Annotated in this window: 18 protein-coding genes; 10 read left to right on the forward strand and 8 right to left on the reverse strand. The window is 73.4% G+C overall.

The features are described 5' to 3' along the window. Positions 1–80: 80 nt before the first annotated feature. The 4 genes from SM573_RS00115 to SM573_RS00130 form a co-directional block, all read right to left on the reverse strand. Complete coding sequence (locus tag SM573_RS00115) at positions 81–266, reverse strand: thiazolylpeptide-type bacteriocin (RefSeq protein ID WP_120331700.1); 186 nt, start codon at positions 264–266, stop codon at positions 81–83. Positions 267–342: 76 nt separating this feature from the next. Further along, entirely contained in the window at positions 343–558 is a 216-nt protein-coding gene (locus SM573_RS00120) for a thiazolylpeptide-type bacteriocin (RefSeq protein WP_474612085.1), read from the reverse strand. A 186-nt stretch (positions 559–744) separates the two neighbouring features. Continuing rightward, positions 745–927 (reverse strand): hypothetical protein, encoded by a 183-nt coding sequence (locus tag SM573_RS00125; protein ID WP_046564715.1) that lies wholly within the window; start codon positions 925–927, stop codon positions 745–747. Positions 928–980: 53 nt separating this feature from the next. Further along, positions 981–3,101, reverse strand: a complete 2,121-nt coding sequence (locus SM573_RS00130) for a TOMM precursor leader peptide-binding protein (protein ID WP_474615118.1) — start codon at positions 3,099–3,101, stop codon at positions 981–983. A gap of 527 nt (positions 3,102–3,628) precedes the next feature. Between SM573_RS00130 and SM573_RS00135 the strand changes: the two genes are divergently transcribed. From SM573_RS00135 to SM573_RS00145, 3 genes are read left to right on the forward strand one after another with little or no spacing between them, the layout of a single operon-like run. Further along, positions 3,629–4,546 (forward strand): ABC transporter ATP-binding protein, encoded by a 918-nt coding sequence (locus tag SM573_RS00135; RefSeq protein WP_474612087.1) that lies wholly within the window; start codon positions 3,629–3,631, stop codon positions 4,544–4,546. After that, on the forward strand, positions 4,543–5,385 hold the full coding sequence (locus tag SM573_RS00140; RefSeq protein ID WP_474612088.1) for an ABC transporter permease: 843 nt from the start codon (positions 4,543–4,545) through the stop codon (positions 5,383–5,385). Before SM573_RS00135 ends, SM573_RS00140 begins: the two co-directional genes overlap by 4 nt. A 16-nt stretch (positions 5,386–5,401) precedes the next feature. Then, the gene (locus tag SM573_RS00145) at positions 5,402–5,623 is read left to right on the forward strand and encodes a hypothetical protein (protein ID WP_474615119.1); all 222 of its coding nucleotides are present in this window, start codon (positions 5,402–5,404) and stop codon (positions 5,621–5,623) included. Positions 5,624–5,674: 51 nt separating this feature from the next. On the opposite strand, the gene SM573_RS00150 is transcribed toward SM573_RS00145, so the two are convergent. Beyond that, positions 5,675–6,709 carry an extracellular catalytic domain type 2 short-chain-length polyhydroxyalkanoate depolymerase gene (locus SM573_RS00150; RefSeq protein WP_474615120.1) on the reverse strand — a complete coding sequence of 345 codons (1,035 nt, stop codon included), beginning with the start codon at positions 6,707–6,709 and terminating at the stop codon, positions 5,675–5,677. Between the two features lie 238 nt (positions 6,710–6,947). Here SM573_RS00150 and SM573_RS00155 point away from each other — a divergent pair, with 238 nt between their 5' ends. The 4 genes from SM573_RS00155 (at position 6,948) to SM573_RS00170 (ending at position 10,881) form a co-directional block, all read left to right on the forward strand. Beyond that, positions 6,948–7,103 carry a hypothetical protein gene (locus SM573_RS00155; RefSeq protein WP_474612091.1) on the forward strand — a complete coding sequence of 52 codons (156 nt, stop codon included), beginning with the start codon at positions 6,948–6,950 and terminating at the stop codon, positions 7,101–7,103. A 150-nt stretch (positions 7,104–7,253) separates the two neighbouring features. After that, the gene (locus SM573_RS00160; RefSeq protein WP_474615121.1) at positions 7,254–8,519 is read left to right on the forward strand and encodes a low temperature requirement protein A; all 1,266 of its coding nucleotides are present in this window, start codon (positions 7,254–7,256) and stop codon (positions 8,517–8,519) included. Between the two features lie 122 nt (positions 8,520–8,641). Next, complete coding sequence (locus SM573_RS00165) at positions 8,642–9,286, forward strand: TetR/AcrR family transcriptional regulator (RefSeq protein WP_474612093.1); 645 nt, start codon at positions 8,642–8,644, stop codon at positions 9,284–9,286. 8 nt (positions 9,287–9,294) lie between these two features. Further along, positions 9,295–10,881: an MDR family MFS transporter gene (locus tag SM573_RS00170; protein ID WP_474615122.1), complete on the forward strand. Its 1,587-nt coding sequence runs from the start codon at positions 9,295–9,297 to the stop codon at positions 10,879–10,881. 154 nt (positions 10,882–11,035) lie between these two features. On the opposite strand, the gene SM573_RS00175 is transcribed toward SM573_RS00170, so the two are convergent. Beyond that, positions 11,036–11,440: an ATP-binding protein gene (locus tag SM573_RS00175; protein WP_474612095.1), complete on the reverse strand. Its 405-nt coding sequence runs from the start codon at positions 11,438–11,440 to the stop codon at positions 11,036–11,038. Between the two features lie 3 nt (positions 11,441–11,443). On the opposite strand from SM573_RS00175, the gene SM573_RS00180 reads away from it, so the two are divergent. From SM573_RS00180 to SM573_RS00190, 3 genes are all read left to right on the forward strand, one after another. Then, positions 11,444–11,920, forward strand: coding sequence for an STAS domain-containing protein (locus SM573_RS00180; RefSeq protein WP_474615123.1), 477 nt, complete (start codon positions 11,444–11,446; stop codon positions 11,918–11,920). Between the two features lie 80 nt (positions 11,921–12,000). Then, a complete protein-coding gene (locus SM573_RS00185; RefSeq protein ID WP_474615124.1) occupies positions 12,001–13,224 on the forward strand; it encodes a PP2C family protein-serine/threonine phosphatase in 1,224 nt (407 codons plus the stop codon). Positions 13,225–13,253: 29 nt separating this feature from the next. After that, on the forward strand, positions 13,254–13,712 hold the full coding sequence (locus tag SM573_RS00190) for a DUF2267 domain-containing protein (protein ID WP_474615125.1): 459 nt from the start codon (positions 13,254–13,256) through the stop codon (positions 13,710–13,712). A 50-nt stretch (positions 13,713–13,762) separates the two neighbouring features. On the opposite strand, the gene SM573_RS00195 is transcribed toward SM573_RS00190, so the two are convergent. Further along, on the reverse strand, positions 13,763–14,281 hold the full coding sequence (locus SM573_RS00195) for a hypothetical protein (RefSeq protein ID WP_474612099.1): 519 nt from the start codon (positions 14,279–14,281) through the stop codon (positions 13,763–13,765). 17 nt (positions 14,282–14,298) lie between these two features. Beyond that, positions 14,299–15,150, reverse strand: coding sequence for a hypothetical protein (locus tag SM573_RS00200; protein ID WP_474615126.1), 852 nt, complete (start codon positions 15,148–15,150; stop codon positions 14,299–14,301). Positions 15,151–15,174: the final 24 nt, after the last annotated feature.

Below are 15,174 nucleotides of genomic sequence, written 5' to 3' on the forward strand. Positions count from 1 at the left end.
TGGTCGCTGCGGTACGGGTTCTGCGGGACCGGGGCGCCCCGCCGGCGTGGCTCGCCGGCGGGGACGAAGCGGTGGAGGCGTCAGCCGCCGCCGCATCCGGTGCTGGTGCTGCTGCTGCAGCAGCTCGACGTGCTGCAGCTGCAGCAGCTCGAGCAGGAACAGCTGGAGCTTGACCAGTCCATGACCATCGCGTCGATCGCGTCGACGTCCTCGATCTCGAAGGTCTCGCTCTCCAGCGCGCGCAGTTCCTCAGTCAGTTCCGGCATTTCCTCTACCTCCCTCCGGACGTGTCCCGGGCCCCACCACCGCTCGGCCGTCCGGATCGGCCGGTGGTGACGTGGCTCAGCTCGTGCTGCTGCAACTCGACGAGGTGCAGCTGCAACAACTGGACGTGCTGCAGCTGGAACAGCTGGAGGTGCTGGTGCTGCTGCTGCAGATGTCCATGAGGTCGGCGGACAGATCCGCGATGTCCTCGACCTCGAACGTCTCGGTCTGCAGGTCACGCAGTTCGCTGCGGACCGAGTCGGGCAGCGCGACGGCTGCCAGGGGTGATGTCACGGGCCTCTCCTTGAGCCGCGGTCGGGCCGGTCGGCGGTGGGTGTGGCGTCCGCACCACCACGGTGGTTCCAGCGGAGGCGCGCGGGGCTACTCGCCGGTGTCGGCCGGCGGCGGATGGTGCGTTCCTGCGGGCGTCCCACCGGGACCGGATCTCGTCAGCGTCGGGGCTCGACCCCGGTCACCCGGTCAGCCGCAGCTGGAGGTGCTGGTGCTGGTGCTGCAGCAGCTCGACGTGCTGCAGCTGCAGCAGCTCGAGCAGGAACAGCTGGAGCTGGTCGCGGCGAGCGCCTCGCCGCCGTCCTCGACCTCCTCGATCTCGAAGGTCTCGGTCTCCAGCTCGCGGAGCTCGTCGTTCAGGGTGATCGGCATGTTTCCACCTCCTTCCACCGTGCGTGCCTCGCTCGGACCACTGATGTGGTGGCTCAGTCGGCCGTGCGGCCGTGGTGGCGCAGCAGGACGACGCCGCTGCGGAACGCGCCGCTGGCCCGTACGTCCCGGGTGGTGGTCTCGACCAGCAGGGCGCTCGTTCCCCGCGCGGCGAGCGCGGCCAGCACCGCGTCCCGGTCGGTGCCGGTCGTCGGGGCGGGCTCGGCGGCGGACGGGTCGAGCGCTGAGGCGGTGAGCACGGCCGGGTCGAAATCGGCGAGGACCGGCTCGCCGAGGTCGGGCTCGGTCGCCTCGAAGTGGCGCACCTGGATGCGTCCGACCAGGTCGCGCAGCGCCGCGAGCCGCGTGGCGACCGGGTCGTAGCCGGCCGCGAGCGCCCACTCGCGCTCCCCCGCGCCCGGCTCCTGCGTGACGACGAGCACGGCGTGCGCGGGGGCCGCCCCGGTGAGGGTGAAGGCGGCGACCCGGCGACCGAAGCGGTGGGCCGCCTTCAGCACGAACGCCGTGTCGTCGTCGCCGGTCAGCTCCTCCTCGCCGAGGCGGACGAGGCCGGCGTCGCCGCGCAGGGCGGCGGTCAGCGCGTGGTGGGCGAGCGCGTCGGCGAGCCCCTGGTCGATGACGCCGTCGAGGGTGTCGGCGGCCACCGCCCCGGCCGTGGTCCGCTCGGCGAGGCGCTCCCCGTTCGCGGCGGACGCCGGTAGCACCGCCGCCGCCGGGACCCGGACCGTTGCCGCGCCGCCCAGCACCGTGGCCGGCAGCCAGCGGATCGGAAGGTCCGGGTCGTACGGCAGCGCGCCGCTGGCCGTGCCCAGCTCGGTCCACGGCACCGGCTGCTCGCCCCGGTCGGTCAGCTCGCGGGCGGTGGCCAGGACGCCGCCGGCCGGGTCGGCGTAGCGGGCCGCGTGCTCCCGGACGGCCACCCGGTAGGCGGCGAGCCGCGCGCTCATCACCGTGTGCACGTCGAACGCGGTCAGCTCGCGCGGGCCACGGGGCCCGGGCAGGCGCAGCCGGGCGGTCTTGAGCGGGGCCTGTTCGAGCGGGTCGTCGACGAAGCGGGTGAAGACGCCCGCGTGCACCGACACCAGCGCCTGCGCGCGCTGGTACGTCTCCTCCTCGGTGGCGGCGTCGGGCGCCGGGGCGGTGGGATCGACGTCCCGGCAGACCGGGCAGGCCGGGTGCGGCAGCACGGGCTCGCGGGCCGCCTCCAGGGTGGACCGGTCGAGGACCAGCACCCCGCCGTCGGTGTCCGGCGCGAGCGCGCCGGTGAGCACGCGGAACAGCTCGAAGGCGGCGGCGTTGCCGATCATCCGTGCGGTGACCTCGGGCAGCGGCGTGGGCGTGTCGGACGCGGCGCCGACGGCGAGCTGACGCCAGAACGCGGCCGCGCTGGCGGGATCGGCGGCGTCGGTGAGGCGGAGCTGGGCGCAGAGCCAGCACGGCGTCGTGCCGGCCGCGACGACCGGCCCCAGCACCGCGCGTTCGTCGTCCCAGAGCACGGGGACCAGCAGCGGGCCGTCCCGGTGGCAGGCGCGGGCCAGGTCGGCCAGCCGGGGCAGGGCACTCTGGTCGGCGCAGTGCAGCACGGCGTCCACCTCGGACGGGTCGACCGGCCCGTCGTGCACCCGCACGTCGGCGGCGAGCCCGTCGGCGCGCAGGTCGGCGACCTCGGCGCGGACGGCCTCGGCGTACCGGCCCGGGGCGTCGTCCGGGTGGATGTCCAGGCGCAGGCATCCGTTGCGCAGCAGGCCGCCGGCCGCGGCGAGCAGCGTGGGTCCCGCGCCGCAGAGCGCCACCCGTGCGGTGTGGAAGCGCTGGAACCGGCCGGTGGGGTCGTCGGCGAAGTGGTCGATGAACTCGATCTGCGCGGCGAACCGGCGGGCCACCGCCTCGGTCAGCTCGGTGCGGCGACCGGCGTCCTTGGCGAATCCCCGGTCGAGCAGCGCCCGGACCAGGGTGACGACGGTCTGCCGCTGCCCCGGATCCAGTGCGGCGGTGAGCTGGGCGAGGGTGTGCTCCCCGGTCAGGTACGGGCTCAGCGAGGTCAGCCAGCGGAAGGCGGAGCGGCCCTTGATCAGGAACGCGGTGTCCGGACCGCGGAGGTACGCGCCGGCCGGCGCGTCCAGGAAGACCACGTCGTGGCGCAGCTTCGGCCGCATTTCGAGGGTTTGTGTACCGTCCGGCGGCAGGCTCATCCGGGCTCCTAGCCAACGATGACCATCTAATCCAAAGTGTCTTCATGCTGCACAGGGCCAATCCATCCGTCAACAGAATGTTTGGTGTCGGGTAGTGGCAACAGTAAATTGACCCGCGGTGACCTGCAGTGGGGACAGAAAGGCGCGACGCGCCCAATGCCGGGGCCTTCCCGAGCGGATCAACCTCGGCTACGCTGTCTGCGTCATTCGCCCCACCGCAGGTCAGGAGCTTTTACATCGTTGGCGTGTCGAGGCTTCCGCCGACCGGTGCGGCGCCTCGGCCCGAGCACCGGTGCGACCTCGGGCCACCGGACCGCGCCTTAACGAACAGTTAGTCAAGGGCGCGATCCCATTACTCCGCGTCGCGATCGGGAATTTGAAGGAATCTTGCATGAACCGTGCACGAAATCCTGTCGACCGACCACGCCACACCTTCGATCGATTGCGACACTCCCGTGGAGAATGACCGATTCGCCATTGAATTGCACGAGGTGACCAAGCGTTATCCCGCCGGGATCACCGCCGTCGACCGGCTCGACCTGCGGGTCCCCGAGGGGGAGGTCTTCGGCTTCCTCGGGCCCAACGGCGCCGGCAAGACGACCACCATGCGGATGCTGGTGGGCCTGGTCCGGCCGACCTCCGGGCGGGTCCGCGTCCTCGGCTGCCCGCCCGGCACCCCGCGGGAGCTGGCCCGGGTCGGCGCCCTGATCGAGTCGCCCGCCTTCTACCCCCACCTGTCCGGAGTGGACAACCTCCGGCTCGCCGCCCGGTACGCGGGCGTGCCCGACTCCGCCGCCGACCGCGCGCTGGCCCGGGTGGGGCTGACCGGGCGGGCCCGCTCGCCGTTCCGGACGTACTCGCTCGGCATGAAGCAGCGGCTCGGGGTGGCCGCCGCGCTGCTGAAGGAGCCGCGCCTGCTCATCCTGGACGAGCCCACCAACGGGCTCGACCCGGCCGGTGTCGCGGAGATGCGGGAGCTGCTGCGCGAGCTGGGCCGGGACGGGCGAACGGTGCTGCTCTCCAGCCACGTGCTCGGCGAGGTGGAGCAGGTCTGCGACCGGATCGGGGTGATCAACCGGGGCCGGTTGGTCGCCGAGGGCAGCCCGGACGAGCTGCGCGCCACGCTGGGCGACGGCACGCTGCTGATCGGGGCGGACCCGCTCGACAGGGCGGTCGCCTGCCTGCGGGACCTTCCGGACGTCCGCGCCGTCGAGGTGCGCGACGGGCAGCTGCGGGTCAGCACCGACCCGGCCCTCGCGGCGGCGCTCAACCGGCGGCTCGTGGAGGCGGGCGTCGACGTCCGGGAGCTGCGACCGGTGCGCCACTCGCTGGAGGAGGCGTTCCTGGAGCTGACCGGGGCCGACGAACCCGCGCTGGCGGACGCGACGACGACGGGAGGCACCCGGTGATCGCCTCGGTACGCGCGGCCTGGTTCGCCGACCGGAAACGGCCGGCGGTCTGGACCGTCACCCTCACCTGGACCGCGCTCGCGCTCGCCTTCGGCATCGGCGTCCCCTACCTGGTGCACCTCGCGCTGTCGGGCGACCCGAAGGAGGCCGAGGCCGCCGCGTCGCTGCTCGACAGCGTCCTGCCCGGCCAGCTCGTCACCACCGGGATCGGGCTCTTCCCGCTCTTCGGCGGGGCGATCGTGGTGATCCTCGGCGCCCTGGTGGTCGGCAACGAGTATCGCTGGGGCACCCTGAATCTGATCTTCACCCAGCGCCCTCGCCGGGCCCAGGTGATGGTCGGGCACGCGGTCGCGCTCTGCGGGCTGACCCTGCTGGTGGCCGTGCTGACCTTCGTCGCGCTGGGCGTGGTCACCTCGGTCATCGCGCTCGTGGAGGGGCGCGGGCTCGACCTGCCCGCGCCGGGCCGGCTCGCCGCCGCCGTCGCGGCGGCCTGGCTCATCTGCACCGCGCACGCCGCTCTGGGCTACTTCCTCGCCGTCGCGTTCCGCAGCACCGCCACGGCGATCGCGGTCGGGCTGGTGTGGACGCTCGTGCTGGAGAACGCGGTCAGCGGGCTCGCCCTCGTGCTGAGCCCCCTGACCGCGCTACGGAACGTGCTGCTGGCGCCCAGCTCGGGGGCGCTCGCGGGCGCGCTGGGCGCCCGGTCCCAGTTCGACGGCGGCACGCCGGGAGTGCTCGACGCCGCGAACGCCGCGCTCCCGGTTACCGTGCTGGTGGGCTACGTCGTGGTGATGTTCGGGCTCGGTACGTGGCTCGCCGCACGGCGGGACGTCGGCTGACGGAAGGGTTGTCGCCATGGAGTTCCTCCTCGCCTTCGGGTTGACCGGCCTGGTGGCCACCGGGGGCTGGATCGCCTGGGGGGCGGCCCGGGGCTGGGCCCGGGCCCGGGACCGCCGGCACGAGCTGCGGCTGGCCCGGGCCCGGGCGGCGGCCGAGCTGCGGCAGGCCGAGGTGCGGGAGCGGGAGCTGGCCAACGAGACCTACCAGGACTTCGTCCGGCGCCACCCGGAGCCGTGACGCCGGGAGCGGCGGCCGGAGCGTGGCGACGCCGGCCCGGCCGCGCCCGGTTCAGCCGTCGACCCGGCGGACCATGTTCATGATCGTCTCCACCTGGGCGCCCCCCTTGATCGGGTAGTTCGTGGCGCCGAGGTAGCCCCACCAGTCCCAGCAACCGTTGGGGTTCACGGCCGACGTGGTGGCCTGCGGGTACAGCACGATCATGTGGTTCGTGTCGGCGTACTGGTTGAGATTGGCCCGGTCGACGAAGGCGGTACCGACCCGGCCGTAGCCCTGGAGGCAGCCGTGCAGCGCGACCAGCAGGCGGCACGACCCGCCGGCGGCACAGGTGGGCGGCACGTACGCGAAGCCGGCGCTGTCCATGCTGATGCCCGCCGCCCAGCCGTTCACGGCGAAGGTGTTCTGGTTGAAGCGGGTCAGCGTGCCCTGCAGCGGCCCGCGGTTCGGCGCCTGCACCGAGCCGAGCAGCTTGCGCAGGAGGGCGTTCTGCGGGTCGGTGCCGCAGTCGTTGAGGTAGGGCGCCGCGGTGACCGCGCACCCCCCGGTGCCGTACGGGGTGACCCACGCGTGCCCGGCCGACGAGCCGCTGTCGTACTGCACGCTCGCGGCGAAGCGCTGGTGGTAGCGGACCAGGTCGTCGGTGACCGACTTCTCGACGGTGCCGTCGGAGTTGCCGTGGAAGACGTACGCGGGCCGCGACGCGAGGTTGCCCACCGGGTCGATCCAGCCGTACGACGCCCACGTGCGGGTGTACGCTTCGAGGTTGGCCAGGTAGGTCGGGTAGATGTTGTCGCCGCACGCGTAGAGGGCCTGGCTCACGGTGTTCTGCGCGCAGTAGTAGGGGCCGGCCGCGAAGACGGCGGACCCGCGGATCCGCGCCGAGTACGCCACCTGGAGCTGGGTGGCCATGTACCCGCCGGAGGACACCCCGGCGACGTACACGGCGGAGACGTTGTAGGTGGCGAGCGAGCCGGCGACCGGCGGGACCGTGTACGGGTCGCCGGCGGCGTGCGCCGCGCCGGCGGGAGGCAGCGCGAGCAGCAGGCCGGCCAGGGCGGCGCCCAGGGCCTTCCACGGAACCTTCATGATGCCCTCCTGATCGCCGGGCGACGGTGGTGCCGGCGTGCGCCGACGGTACCGAGACATGCATCACAGTCCATATGAGCGCGTCCCACACAAGCGGGCGCTCCCGGATGTCGCCGGCCGCCGTGCTCGCCGGGACCCGACCGGGCGGCTCGGACGGCGGGTGTCGCCTCGGCTGGCACGGGTATCCGGTGCGGGCCCGCGGACGGGCGGGGGTCGGGCAGCGCCGGGGAGGGGACGGATGTCGCAGGGTTCCGACGAGCAGCACGCGCACGCCCCGGACGAGCCGGAGCAGCCCGTGCGGCGCGAACCCGAACGGCCCCTCGACCCGGACGACGACGCGCTGACCGACGAGGACGCCCGCGCTCCGGACACGGCCCCGACGGAGGCGCCGTAGCCGGCCCCGCCGGGTTTGCCGTACCGACGGGTGGGAACGCGCCCCGCCGAGCAGTCGTGGCACAGCGAGGAGGCGTCGTGACCGTGTCGGCAACGCACCCGCCCCCAGTCGGTGCCGGGACCTGACCCGGGCGGTCCCCCGCCACACGCCGTGCCGGCCACCGGCGAGCTGACGGTCCCGCTGCGCCGCGGCCTGCGGCCGGTCACCGAACAGACCCGGGCCAGCACCGCGGAACTCTTCTTCGACCTGGTCTTCGTCTTCGCCTTCATCCAGGTCACCACGCTCGTCACCGACGAGGACAGCGCGCTCGGCGTCCTGCACGGGCTGCTCGTCCTGACCATGCTCTGGTGGTCCTGGTCGCTCTTCGTCTGGTTGGGCAACCGGGTACGGGCGAACTACGGCCTCTGCCGCGTCGTCCTGTTGCTCACCACGCCGGTCATGTTCGTGCTGGCGGTCAACACCCGCGAGGCCTTCACCGACTTCCCCGGCGGCGGCCCCCACACGCCCGTGGTGTTCGTCGCCACTTTCTTCGTCGTACGGCTCGTCTACCTGGCCCTGCGGCTCTACGCGACCACGCCGCTGCGGATCCGGGACGTCCTCGCGCTCACCGTGCCGATGCTGCTCGCCACCTTCCTGCTGCTGCTCGCCGCGCTGCTGCCCGGGTCCGGCCTCGACGAGGCGACGGTGCGCTGGGGCCAGGTGGCGCTGTGGATGCTCGCGATCGTCGTCGACTACGGCGCCGCCCTGGCGCTCCCCGTACCCGAGCGGGCGGTCCTCTCCGCGCGGCACTGGACCGAACGGCACCGCCTGATCGTGATCGTGGCGCTCGGCGAGGTGCTGGTGGCGGTCGGCATCGCGGGGACCGACATCGCCAACTCGCGGGCTCTCATCTTCGCCTCGGCGCTCGCGGTGGTGGTCGCCGGCGCGCTGGAGTGGATCTATTTCGACCTCTCCGCGCTGGTGGGCGAGAGGGCCCTGCGCGGCGCCGACCGGCGCGGCCGGGTGACCCTCGCCCGGGACGCCTACAGCTACCTCCACCTGCCGATGATCGCCGGAATCATCCTGCTGGCAGCCGGGCTGAAGCACATGCCGAGCCTGGTCGCGGACGCGGCCGCCTACCAGCATCGCGAGCCCCTCGATCCGCTGGGCCGGTACGCGATGTACGGCGGCGTCGCCCTGTTCCTGCTGGCCCACGCCGCGTTCCAGCTACGGCTCAGCCGCCTGGTGCTGCCCGTGGTGTGGCCCCGGCTGCTCGCGGTGCTGGTCCTGCTCGTCATGGTGCCCGTCACCGGTCACATCTCGGCCATGGGCGCCCTCGGCTGGCTGGCGGTGATCTGCGTGCTCACGGCGATCGTCGAGTTCGTGGTGAGTCGCCCGGCGCGCCGGCAGCTGCGGGCGGAGCTGGATCAGGAGTAGCCGCCGCCGGGTCCCCCGTCCCGAGCGGGCGACCCGGCGGTCGCCGGGAGCGCGGCGTTAGCCTTCTCACTTCACATCGCGAAAGTTTGCCGGAGCTGAAAACTCGTCCCTAGGTTGTCCTGGTGACCGTCGACTCCACCCCTGTCGGCCTGCGCGACCGCAAGAAGCGGCAGACCCGGGACGCGCTGGCGACCGCCGCGCTGCGCCTGGTCGCCGAGCGCGGGCTCGACCACGTGACGGTGGAGGAGATCAGCGCGGCGGCGGACGTGTCGTCCCGCACGTTCTTCAACTACTTCTCCTCCAAGGACGAAGCCCTCGTCGGCGACCAGTCCGACCAGACCGCCCGGTTCCTGGCGCGGCTGGCCGAGGTGCCGCCGGCGGTGCCCGCCCTCGCCGCCGTCCGGGCGGCCCTCGGCGAGGTCATCGCCGGGATGCAGGCGGACCGCGAGCGCTGGCTGCTGCGGATGGTGGTCATCGAGCAGAACCCGGCGCTGCTGCCGCGCCTGGTCGCCGCCGGCGTCGAGACCGAACGCGCGATGGCCGAGGTCGTCGCCGCCCGGCTGGGCGTGCCGCCGGACCACGGCTTCCCGGCCCTGGTCACCGCCGTCAGCGGCGCCGCCTTCCGCACCGCCATGCTCCGCTGGGCCGCGGACGCCGGCGCCCGCCCGTTGACCGATCTGGTCGACGAGGCGTTCGAGGCGCTCGGCGCCGGCCTGCCGGACCCGTCCGGCCACCCGACTCCGCCCCCCATCGTCACGACGAGCTAAGGAAGCAGATGTCCGTACCCACCGCGCCCGCCGACGAGGTCGGGGTCGCCCCGGCGCGCATGTCCCGGCGGGAGGTCCTCCAGGCCCTCTCCGGCCTCATGGTCGGCATGTTCGTGTCGATCCTCGCGTCCACGGTCGTGGCGAACGCGCTGCCGCGCATCATCGCCGACCTGAACGGCAGCCAGACGGTCTACACGTGGATCGTCACCACGGAGCTGCTGGCCATGACGGCGACCGTGCCGCTCTGGGGCAAGATGGCCGACCTCTACAGCAAGAAACTGCTCATCCAGTCGTCCCTGGCGCTGTTCGTGATCGGCTCGCTCGTCGCCGGCTTCACCCCGAACGTCGAGGTGCTGCTGGTCAGCCGCATCATCCAGGGCGTCGGCGCGGGCGGCATGACCGCGCTGGCCACGATCGTCATGGCCGCCATGATCCCGCCGCGGGAACTGGGCCGCTACGCCGGCATCTTCGGCGCCGTCTTCGGCGTCGGCACCATCGCCGGCCCGCTGATCGGTGGCGTCCTGGTCGACACCTCCTGGCTCGGCTGGCGCTGGTGCTTCCTGATCGGCGTCCCGTTCACCCTCCTGTCGATCTTCCTGCTCCAGCGGACACTGCACCTGCCGGTCGTCCGCCGCGAGGTACGCATCGACTGGCTCGGCGCCCTGCTGATCACGAGCGGCGTCTCGCTGCTGCTGATCTGGTCGTCGCTGGCCGGCAACAAGTTCGCCTGGGCGTCGGGCTGGACCGCGCTGATGGTCACCGTCGGTGTCGTCCTGCTGGCGGTGGCGGTCTTCGTGGAGTCCCGGGCCGCCGAGCCGATCATCCCGCTGGAGATCTTCCGGAGCCGCACGGTCTCGCTGGCCACCATCGCGAGCGTGCTGGTCGGCCTCGCCATGTTCGGCGGCACGGTCTTCCTGTCCCAGTACTTCCAGGTGTCCCTCGGCAAGTCGCCGACCGTCGCGGGCCTCATGAGCCTGCCGATGGTCTTCGGTCTGCTGGTCTCGTCGACCGTCGCCGGACAGCTCATCACGAAGTACGGCCGGTGGAAGATCTACCTGGTCGCGGGCGGGGCGATCATGACCGCCGGCATGATCCTGCTCGGGACGATCGACTCGCGCACCAGCGTGACCGTCCTGTCGATCTACATGGCCGTGCTCGGCATCGGCGTCGGCATGCTCATGCAGAACCTGGTGCTGGCCGCGCAGAACGACGTGCCGGCCCATGAGCTGGGTGCCGCCACCAGCGTCCTGACGTTCTTCCGCAGCATGGGTGGCGCCATCGGCGTCAGCGCGCTCGGCGCCGTGCTCGCCAGCCGGATCACCCACCTCATGACCGACCGGCTCGGCCCCGCCGCGACCGGCGGCGGCTCGACCGCGGAGGTGCCGGACCTCGCCGCGCTGCCCGAGCCGGTGCTGCGGGTCGTGCAGGAGGTCTACGGCATCGCGACCGCGGACCTGTTCCTCATCGGCGCGCCGCTGGCCCTGCTCGCGATGGTGGTGGTTCTCTTCATCAAGGAGAAGCCGCTGCACACGCTCAGCGGTGACGAGCGGCGGGCACAGGAGGAGGCCGCCCGGACGGCGTCCCTGTCCCACTGAGGCACCCCCACCCGGACGGGGTCCCGCGGCGCCGGCACCGCGCCGCGGGGCCCTCCCCTCCCCCCGGGCCACGCGCCGCCGGTCCCGACGGGAGAGGTACGTCACCCCGGGTTCGGAGGTGCTGATCTTCGCGACGGACGACCGGCCCCCGGCCTCAGTCCCGGCGGTCGGATGTCACACCGGGAGTCGTCGCGGCGCTCAGAGTCACGAGGGTGCCGGCGCCGGAGGTGTGGAAGGTGACGTTCTCGCAGAGGTGCCGCACGAGCCAGAGGCCACGCCCCCCGACCGTGTGCGGCGACGGCAGGTGAGGCGACACGTGGGGCGGGATCCCGCCCCCGTGGTCCTGGACGGTGACCACCACACCGCCCGGGCCGGCACTGACCGTGACGTCGGCGCTGCCTCCACCGTGCTGGATCGCGTTGATCACGACCTCGTTCACGGCGGTCGTGAACATCTCCGCGCGCTCGGCCCCCAGCCCGGCGCCCAGCGCCGCGTCCGTCACACGGTGCCGGATGGCGGCGACCCCGGGCGCGGTGACTCCCCGCACGGTGGCCGCCACCGGATGAGCGCGCGGCTGATCGGCTTCTGTCACATCCACAACATCCTCACCGCCGAACCCCCCACCTTTACCGGCGATCTTCTCCGGGGAGTGGAGATGCCGGTGATTCACTATAAAGTCAGCACGTTCACCCAGTCCGGGGACGAGAGGAGGAGGTGCGGCGTGGCGCTGTCGTACTCCGAGCGGGGCGACGCCGGGTCCGTCACGGTGGCGGCGCGCGGCGAGGTCGACCTGTCCACCGCCGACGACCTCCAGCACGACATCGAGGCGGCCCTCGCGGGCGACTCCCCCGCCGTCGTCGTCGATCTCGGCGAGGTGAGCTTCCTGGACTCGGCCGGCATCAACGTGCTGCTCCGGGGGCGACGGCTCGCCGACGAGCAGGGCAAGCACTACCACGTCACGAACGCGCAGGGTATGGTCCGGCAGCTCCTGGAGATGACCGGGGTCTGGGACCACCTCTCCACGCCGGGCGGTGGGTAGTCCGTGCGCGGGGACGGGCCCACCGGGCCCGGGCGGACAGCTGCCGGCACGGACGGTCCGGGCCGGGTGAGGATGCGATGGTGACCAGCGGCGACCTCTCACAGGCGAGCAGCGCGGAGAAGCTCCGCCGGCTGCAGACCGTGACCGACGCCGCGCTCTCCCAGCTCGGCGTGGAAGACCTGCTCGACGAGCTGCTGGAGCGTACCCGCGACCTCCTCCGGGCCGACACGGCCGCGATCCTCCTGGTCGATCCCAGCGGCGAGGAACTGATCGCCACCGCCGCCAGCGGGCTGGAGCAGGAGGTCCGCCAGGGCGTACGGCTGCCGGTCGGCCGTGGCTTCGCCGGCTCCGTCGCCGCCCGCGGCGAGCCGATCATGCTCGAGCACGTCGACCAGACCAACGTCATCAACCCGATTCTGGTCAACCGGGGCGTGGCGTCTCTGCTCGGCGTGCCGATGCGCAACGGCACCCAGGTCATCGGGGTGCTGCACGTCGGCACGCTGACCCCGCGCCGGTTCACCGACGACGACGTCGAGCTGCTGCGGCTGGTGGCGGACCGGGCCAGCCTGGCCACCCAGGCCCGGATGTCACGCCTCGACCGGGCCGCCGCGGTGGCCCTGCAACGCAGCCTGCTGCCCGCCCGCCCGCCGGCGGTGCCGGGGCTCGACGTCGCCGCCCGCTACGTGCCGGGCACCGCGGTCGGCGTCGGCGGTGACTGGTACGACCTGTTCCCGCTGCCCTCCGGGCACATCGGGGTCGCCATCGGTGACGTCGCCGGCAACGGCCTGCGCGCCGCGGTGGTCATGGGCCGCGTCCGCAGCGCCCTGCGGGCGTACGCCCTGGAGACGGACGACCCCGCCGAGGTGCTCACCCGCCTCGACCGCAAGGTGCAGCTCTTCGAGCCCGGCGCCATGGCCACCGCGATCTACGCCGTCCTGGACTCGACCCTGCGCCACCTCACCATCTCCAGCGCCGGGCACCTCCCGCCGCTCATCGCGCAGCCGGGCGAGCCCACCCGGCTCGTCCCGGTCCCGCCGGACCTCCCCCTCGGCGCCTACCGGGACGCCCCCCGGCGGCGCACCCACGCCGACCTGGCGCCGGGCGGCTGCCTCTTCCTCTACACCGACGGGCTCATCGAGCGGCGCACCCGCCCCCTCGACGCGGGGGTCGACCTGCTCCGCCGGTCCCTGGAGTGCGGGTCGGCCGACACGATGTGCGTCAGCGCGATGTCGGCGCTGGTCGGCGAGGCGGCGGCCACGGACGACGTCGCGCTGCTGGCCGTACGCCGCACCGGCGCCGCCTGACCGGGACGGCCGGGGCACCGCGCGACGGTTTGCCGACCCGGCACGCGGGTAGACGCCGCTGTCCGTCGCAGAGAAAGGCCGCGAAGGTTGAGAACAGCGAGTTCATCGACTCGGTGGCGAAGCGCCTGCGGACCTCACCCGAGCAGGCGACCGCCATCACCCGCGCGACGCTCACCACGCTGGCCGAGCGGATCGAGAGCGGCGAGGCCAAGGACCTCGCGGCCCAACTGCCCGAGGAACTGCGGGGGTACGCCCACGGGCCCGCCGGGGAGACCGGGCGGTTCAGCTTCACCTCCTTCCTCAACCAGGTCCGGGGCCGCGCGGAGGTGGACGACTCGACGGCCCGGGACGGGGTGCGCGCCGTCTTCGACACGCTGCGGGAGGCCATCCCGCCGGGCGCGTACGACGACGTGATCACGCAGTTGCCCGCCGACTTCTGGGAACTCACCGACTCGGCGGGCCGGTACGACGGCCGTCGCGGCGGCTGAGCCCGCGCGGGGCGCCGCGGTGGGTGAGCGGCCCGCGGGGGTCGCCAGGTTCAGATGGCGGTGGCCGCGGCCACCTTCCACTCCCCACCGACCGGCACCAGGGTCAGCACGACCCGGTTCTGGTCGACCTTCTCCCCCGCCGTGCTCACGTTGCGCCGGTACTGGTTGAGGTAGACGAGCAGCTCCACCCGGTCGGCCTCCGCGCTGACCACGCCGGTGGCCGAGACCTCGGCCAGCACCACCGCCTGCTGCTTGCCCGCCGTCTCCTTGAGGGTGCCGGTGGTCCGGGCGTACTCGTCGGCGAACGCGCCGGTGGCGAAGGTCCGCCCGTTCGCGACGCTCTCGTCGAAGGTGCGGTAGTCGTACGAGAAGAGGGCCTTCGCCGCCGCCGGCGCGGTGGCGAGCGCCTCCCGCACCGCCTCGTCCCGCCCGGCGGTCTCCCGGTCGCCGTACCAGCCGAGGGCGGCGACGGCGGTCACGAGCACGGTCAGGACGGTCAACACGGCGACCAGGGAGGGACGGCGACGGCGCGGGGCTCGGCCGGGCCGGGACAAACGCGGGGTACGCATGACGGACCTCCTCGACCTCATCCGACGAACTGCAGCTTCGCCACGAGCCAGTCGCCGGAGTCGCCGTCGCGGACCATGTCGAGCTGGATCCGGTAGTGCGACGGGCGGCCCTGCGGCGCCTTGGCGTTCTTCACGGTGGCGTCGACGGCCACCAGCACCACCGCACGCCGCCGGTCCCCGGAGACCAGCCCGGCGCGCAGCACCGTGCCCTGCGAGTCCACCTTGTTCTCGACCACCGCGGTGCGGACCTGGGCCTGGCCCCGGGTGAACTCGTCCTTGAACTCCCCGGTCGCGCCCGCCGTGATCCGCTGCAGGTCACGGTCCACACTGGCCGCGCTCACCGAGACGAAGTTGACGCTCGCCTGCCTGGCCGCCGCCAGCGCCTCCTGCCGGGCGGACTCGGTGGCCCGCGCCACGTACCAGCGGTGTCCGTACAGGCCGGCACCCGCCAGGGCAGCCGCGAGCAGCACCACCAGCAGGGCGGCCAGGACGCGGCGACCGCCCCGCGCGCCATCCGGCCCGCCGTCGCCGGACCTGTCGGCGCCGGGTGCCGACCCGGCCCGCCCCTCGGGGTCACCCGCCCCGTCGCGGTCGCCCCGCCCGTCGTCGCCGCCCGGCCCGTGGTCGCCGCTCGGCGCGTCGGGGTCCGGCAGGTCCTCGACCTCGGCCGGGTCCCCGACCACGGTCAGGTCACCGGCCTCCGTGGGATCCTCCACCGGCTCCCGGTCGAGCCCCTCCAGCACCTCCTCGATCCGGTCGCTGGCGACGGGGGCGGTCCGGGTGACGACCCGGCGCCGCACGGGCCGGCCCGGCGTGCCGGCCTTCGCCCCCTTGATCACTCTGAGCGTCCGCTCCCTGCGGGTCGGCACGCCGTCACCTCCTTCCCGGTCGCC

The organism is Micromonospora xinjiangensis, from assembly GCF_056150165.1.

Excerpts from the sequence above, each read along its gene's own strand:
- SM573_RS00115 (WP_120331700.1), bottom strand. The coding sequence starts at position 266 with ATGCCGGAACTGACTGAGGAACTGCGCGCGCTGGAGAGCGAGACCTTC.
- SM573_RS00125 (WP_046564715.1), bottom strand. The coding sequence starts at position 927 with ATGCCGATCACCCTGAACGACGAGCTCCGCGAGCTGGAGACCGAGACC.
- SM573_RS00130 (WP_474615118.1), bottom strand. The coding sequence starts at position 3,101 with ATGCGGCCGAAGCTGCGCCACGACGTGGTCTTCCTGGACGCGCCGGCC.
- SM573_RS00145 (WP_474615119.1), top strand. The coding sequence starts at position 5,402 with ATGGAGTTCCTCCTCGCCTTCGGGTTGACCGGCCTGGTGGCCACCGGG.
- SM573_RS00150 (WP_474615120.1), bottom strand. The coding sequence starts at position 6,709 with ATGAAGGTTCCGTGGAAGGCCCTGGGCGCCGCCCTGGCCGGCCTGCTG.
- SM573_RS00155 (WP_474612091.1), top strand. The coding sequence starts at position 6,948 with ATGTCGCAGGGTTCCGACGAGCAGCACGCGCACGCCCCGGACGAGCCG.
- SM573_RS00170 (WP_474615122.1), top strand. The coding sequence starts at position 9,295 with ATGTCCGTACCCACCGCGCCCGCCGACGAGGTCGGGGTCGCCCCGGCG.
- SM573_RS00180 (WP_474615123.1), top strand. The coding sequence starts at position 11,444 with ATGAGCGCGCGGCTGATCGGCTTCTGTCACATCCACAACATCCTCACC.
- SM573_RS00195 (WP_474612099.1), bottom strand. The coding sequence starts at position 14,281 with ATGCGTACCCCGCGTTTGTCCCGGCCCGGCCGAGCCCCGCGCCGTCGC.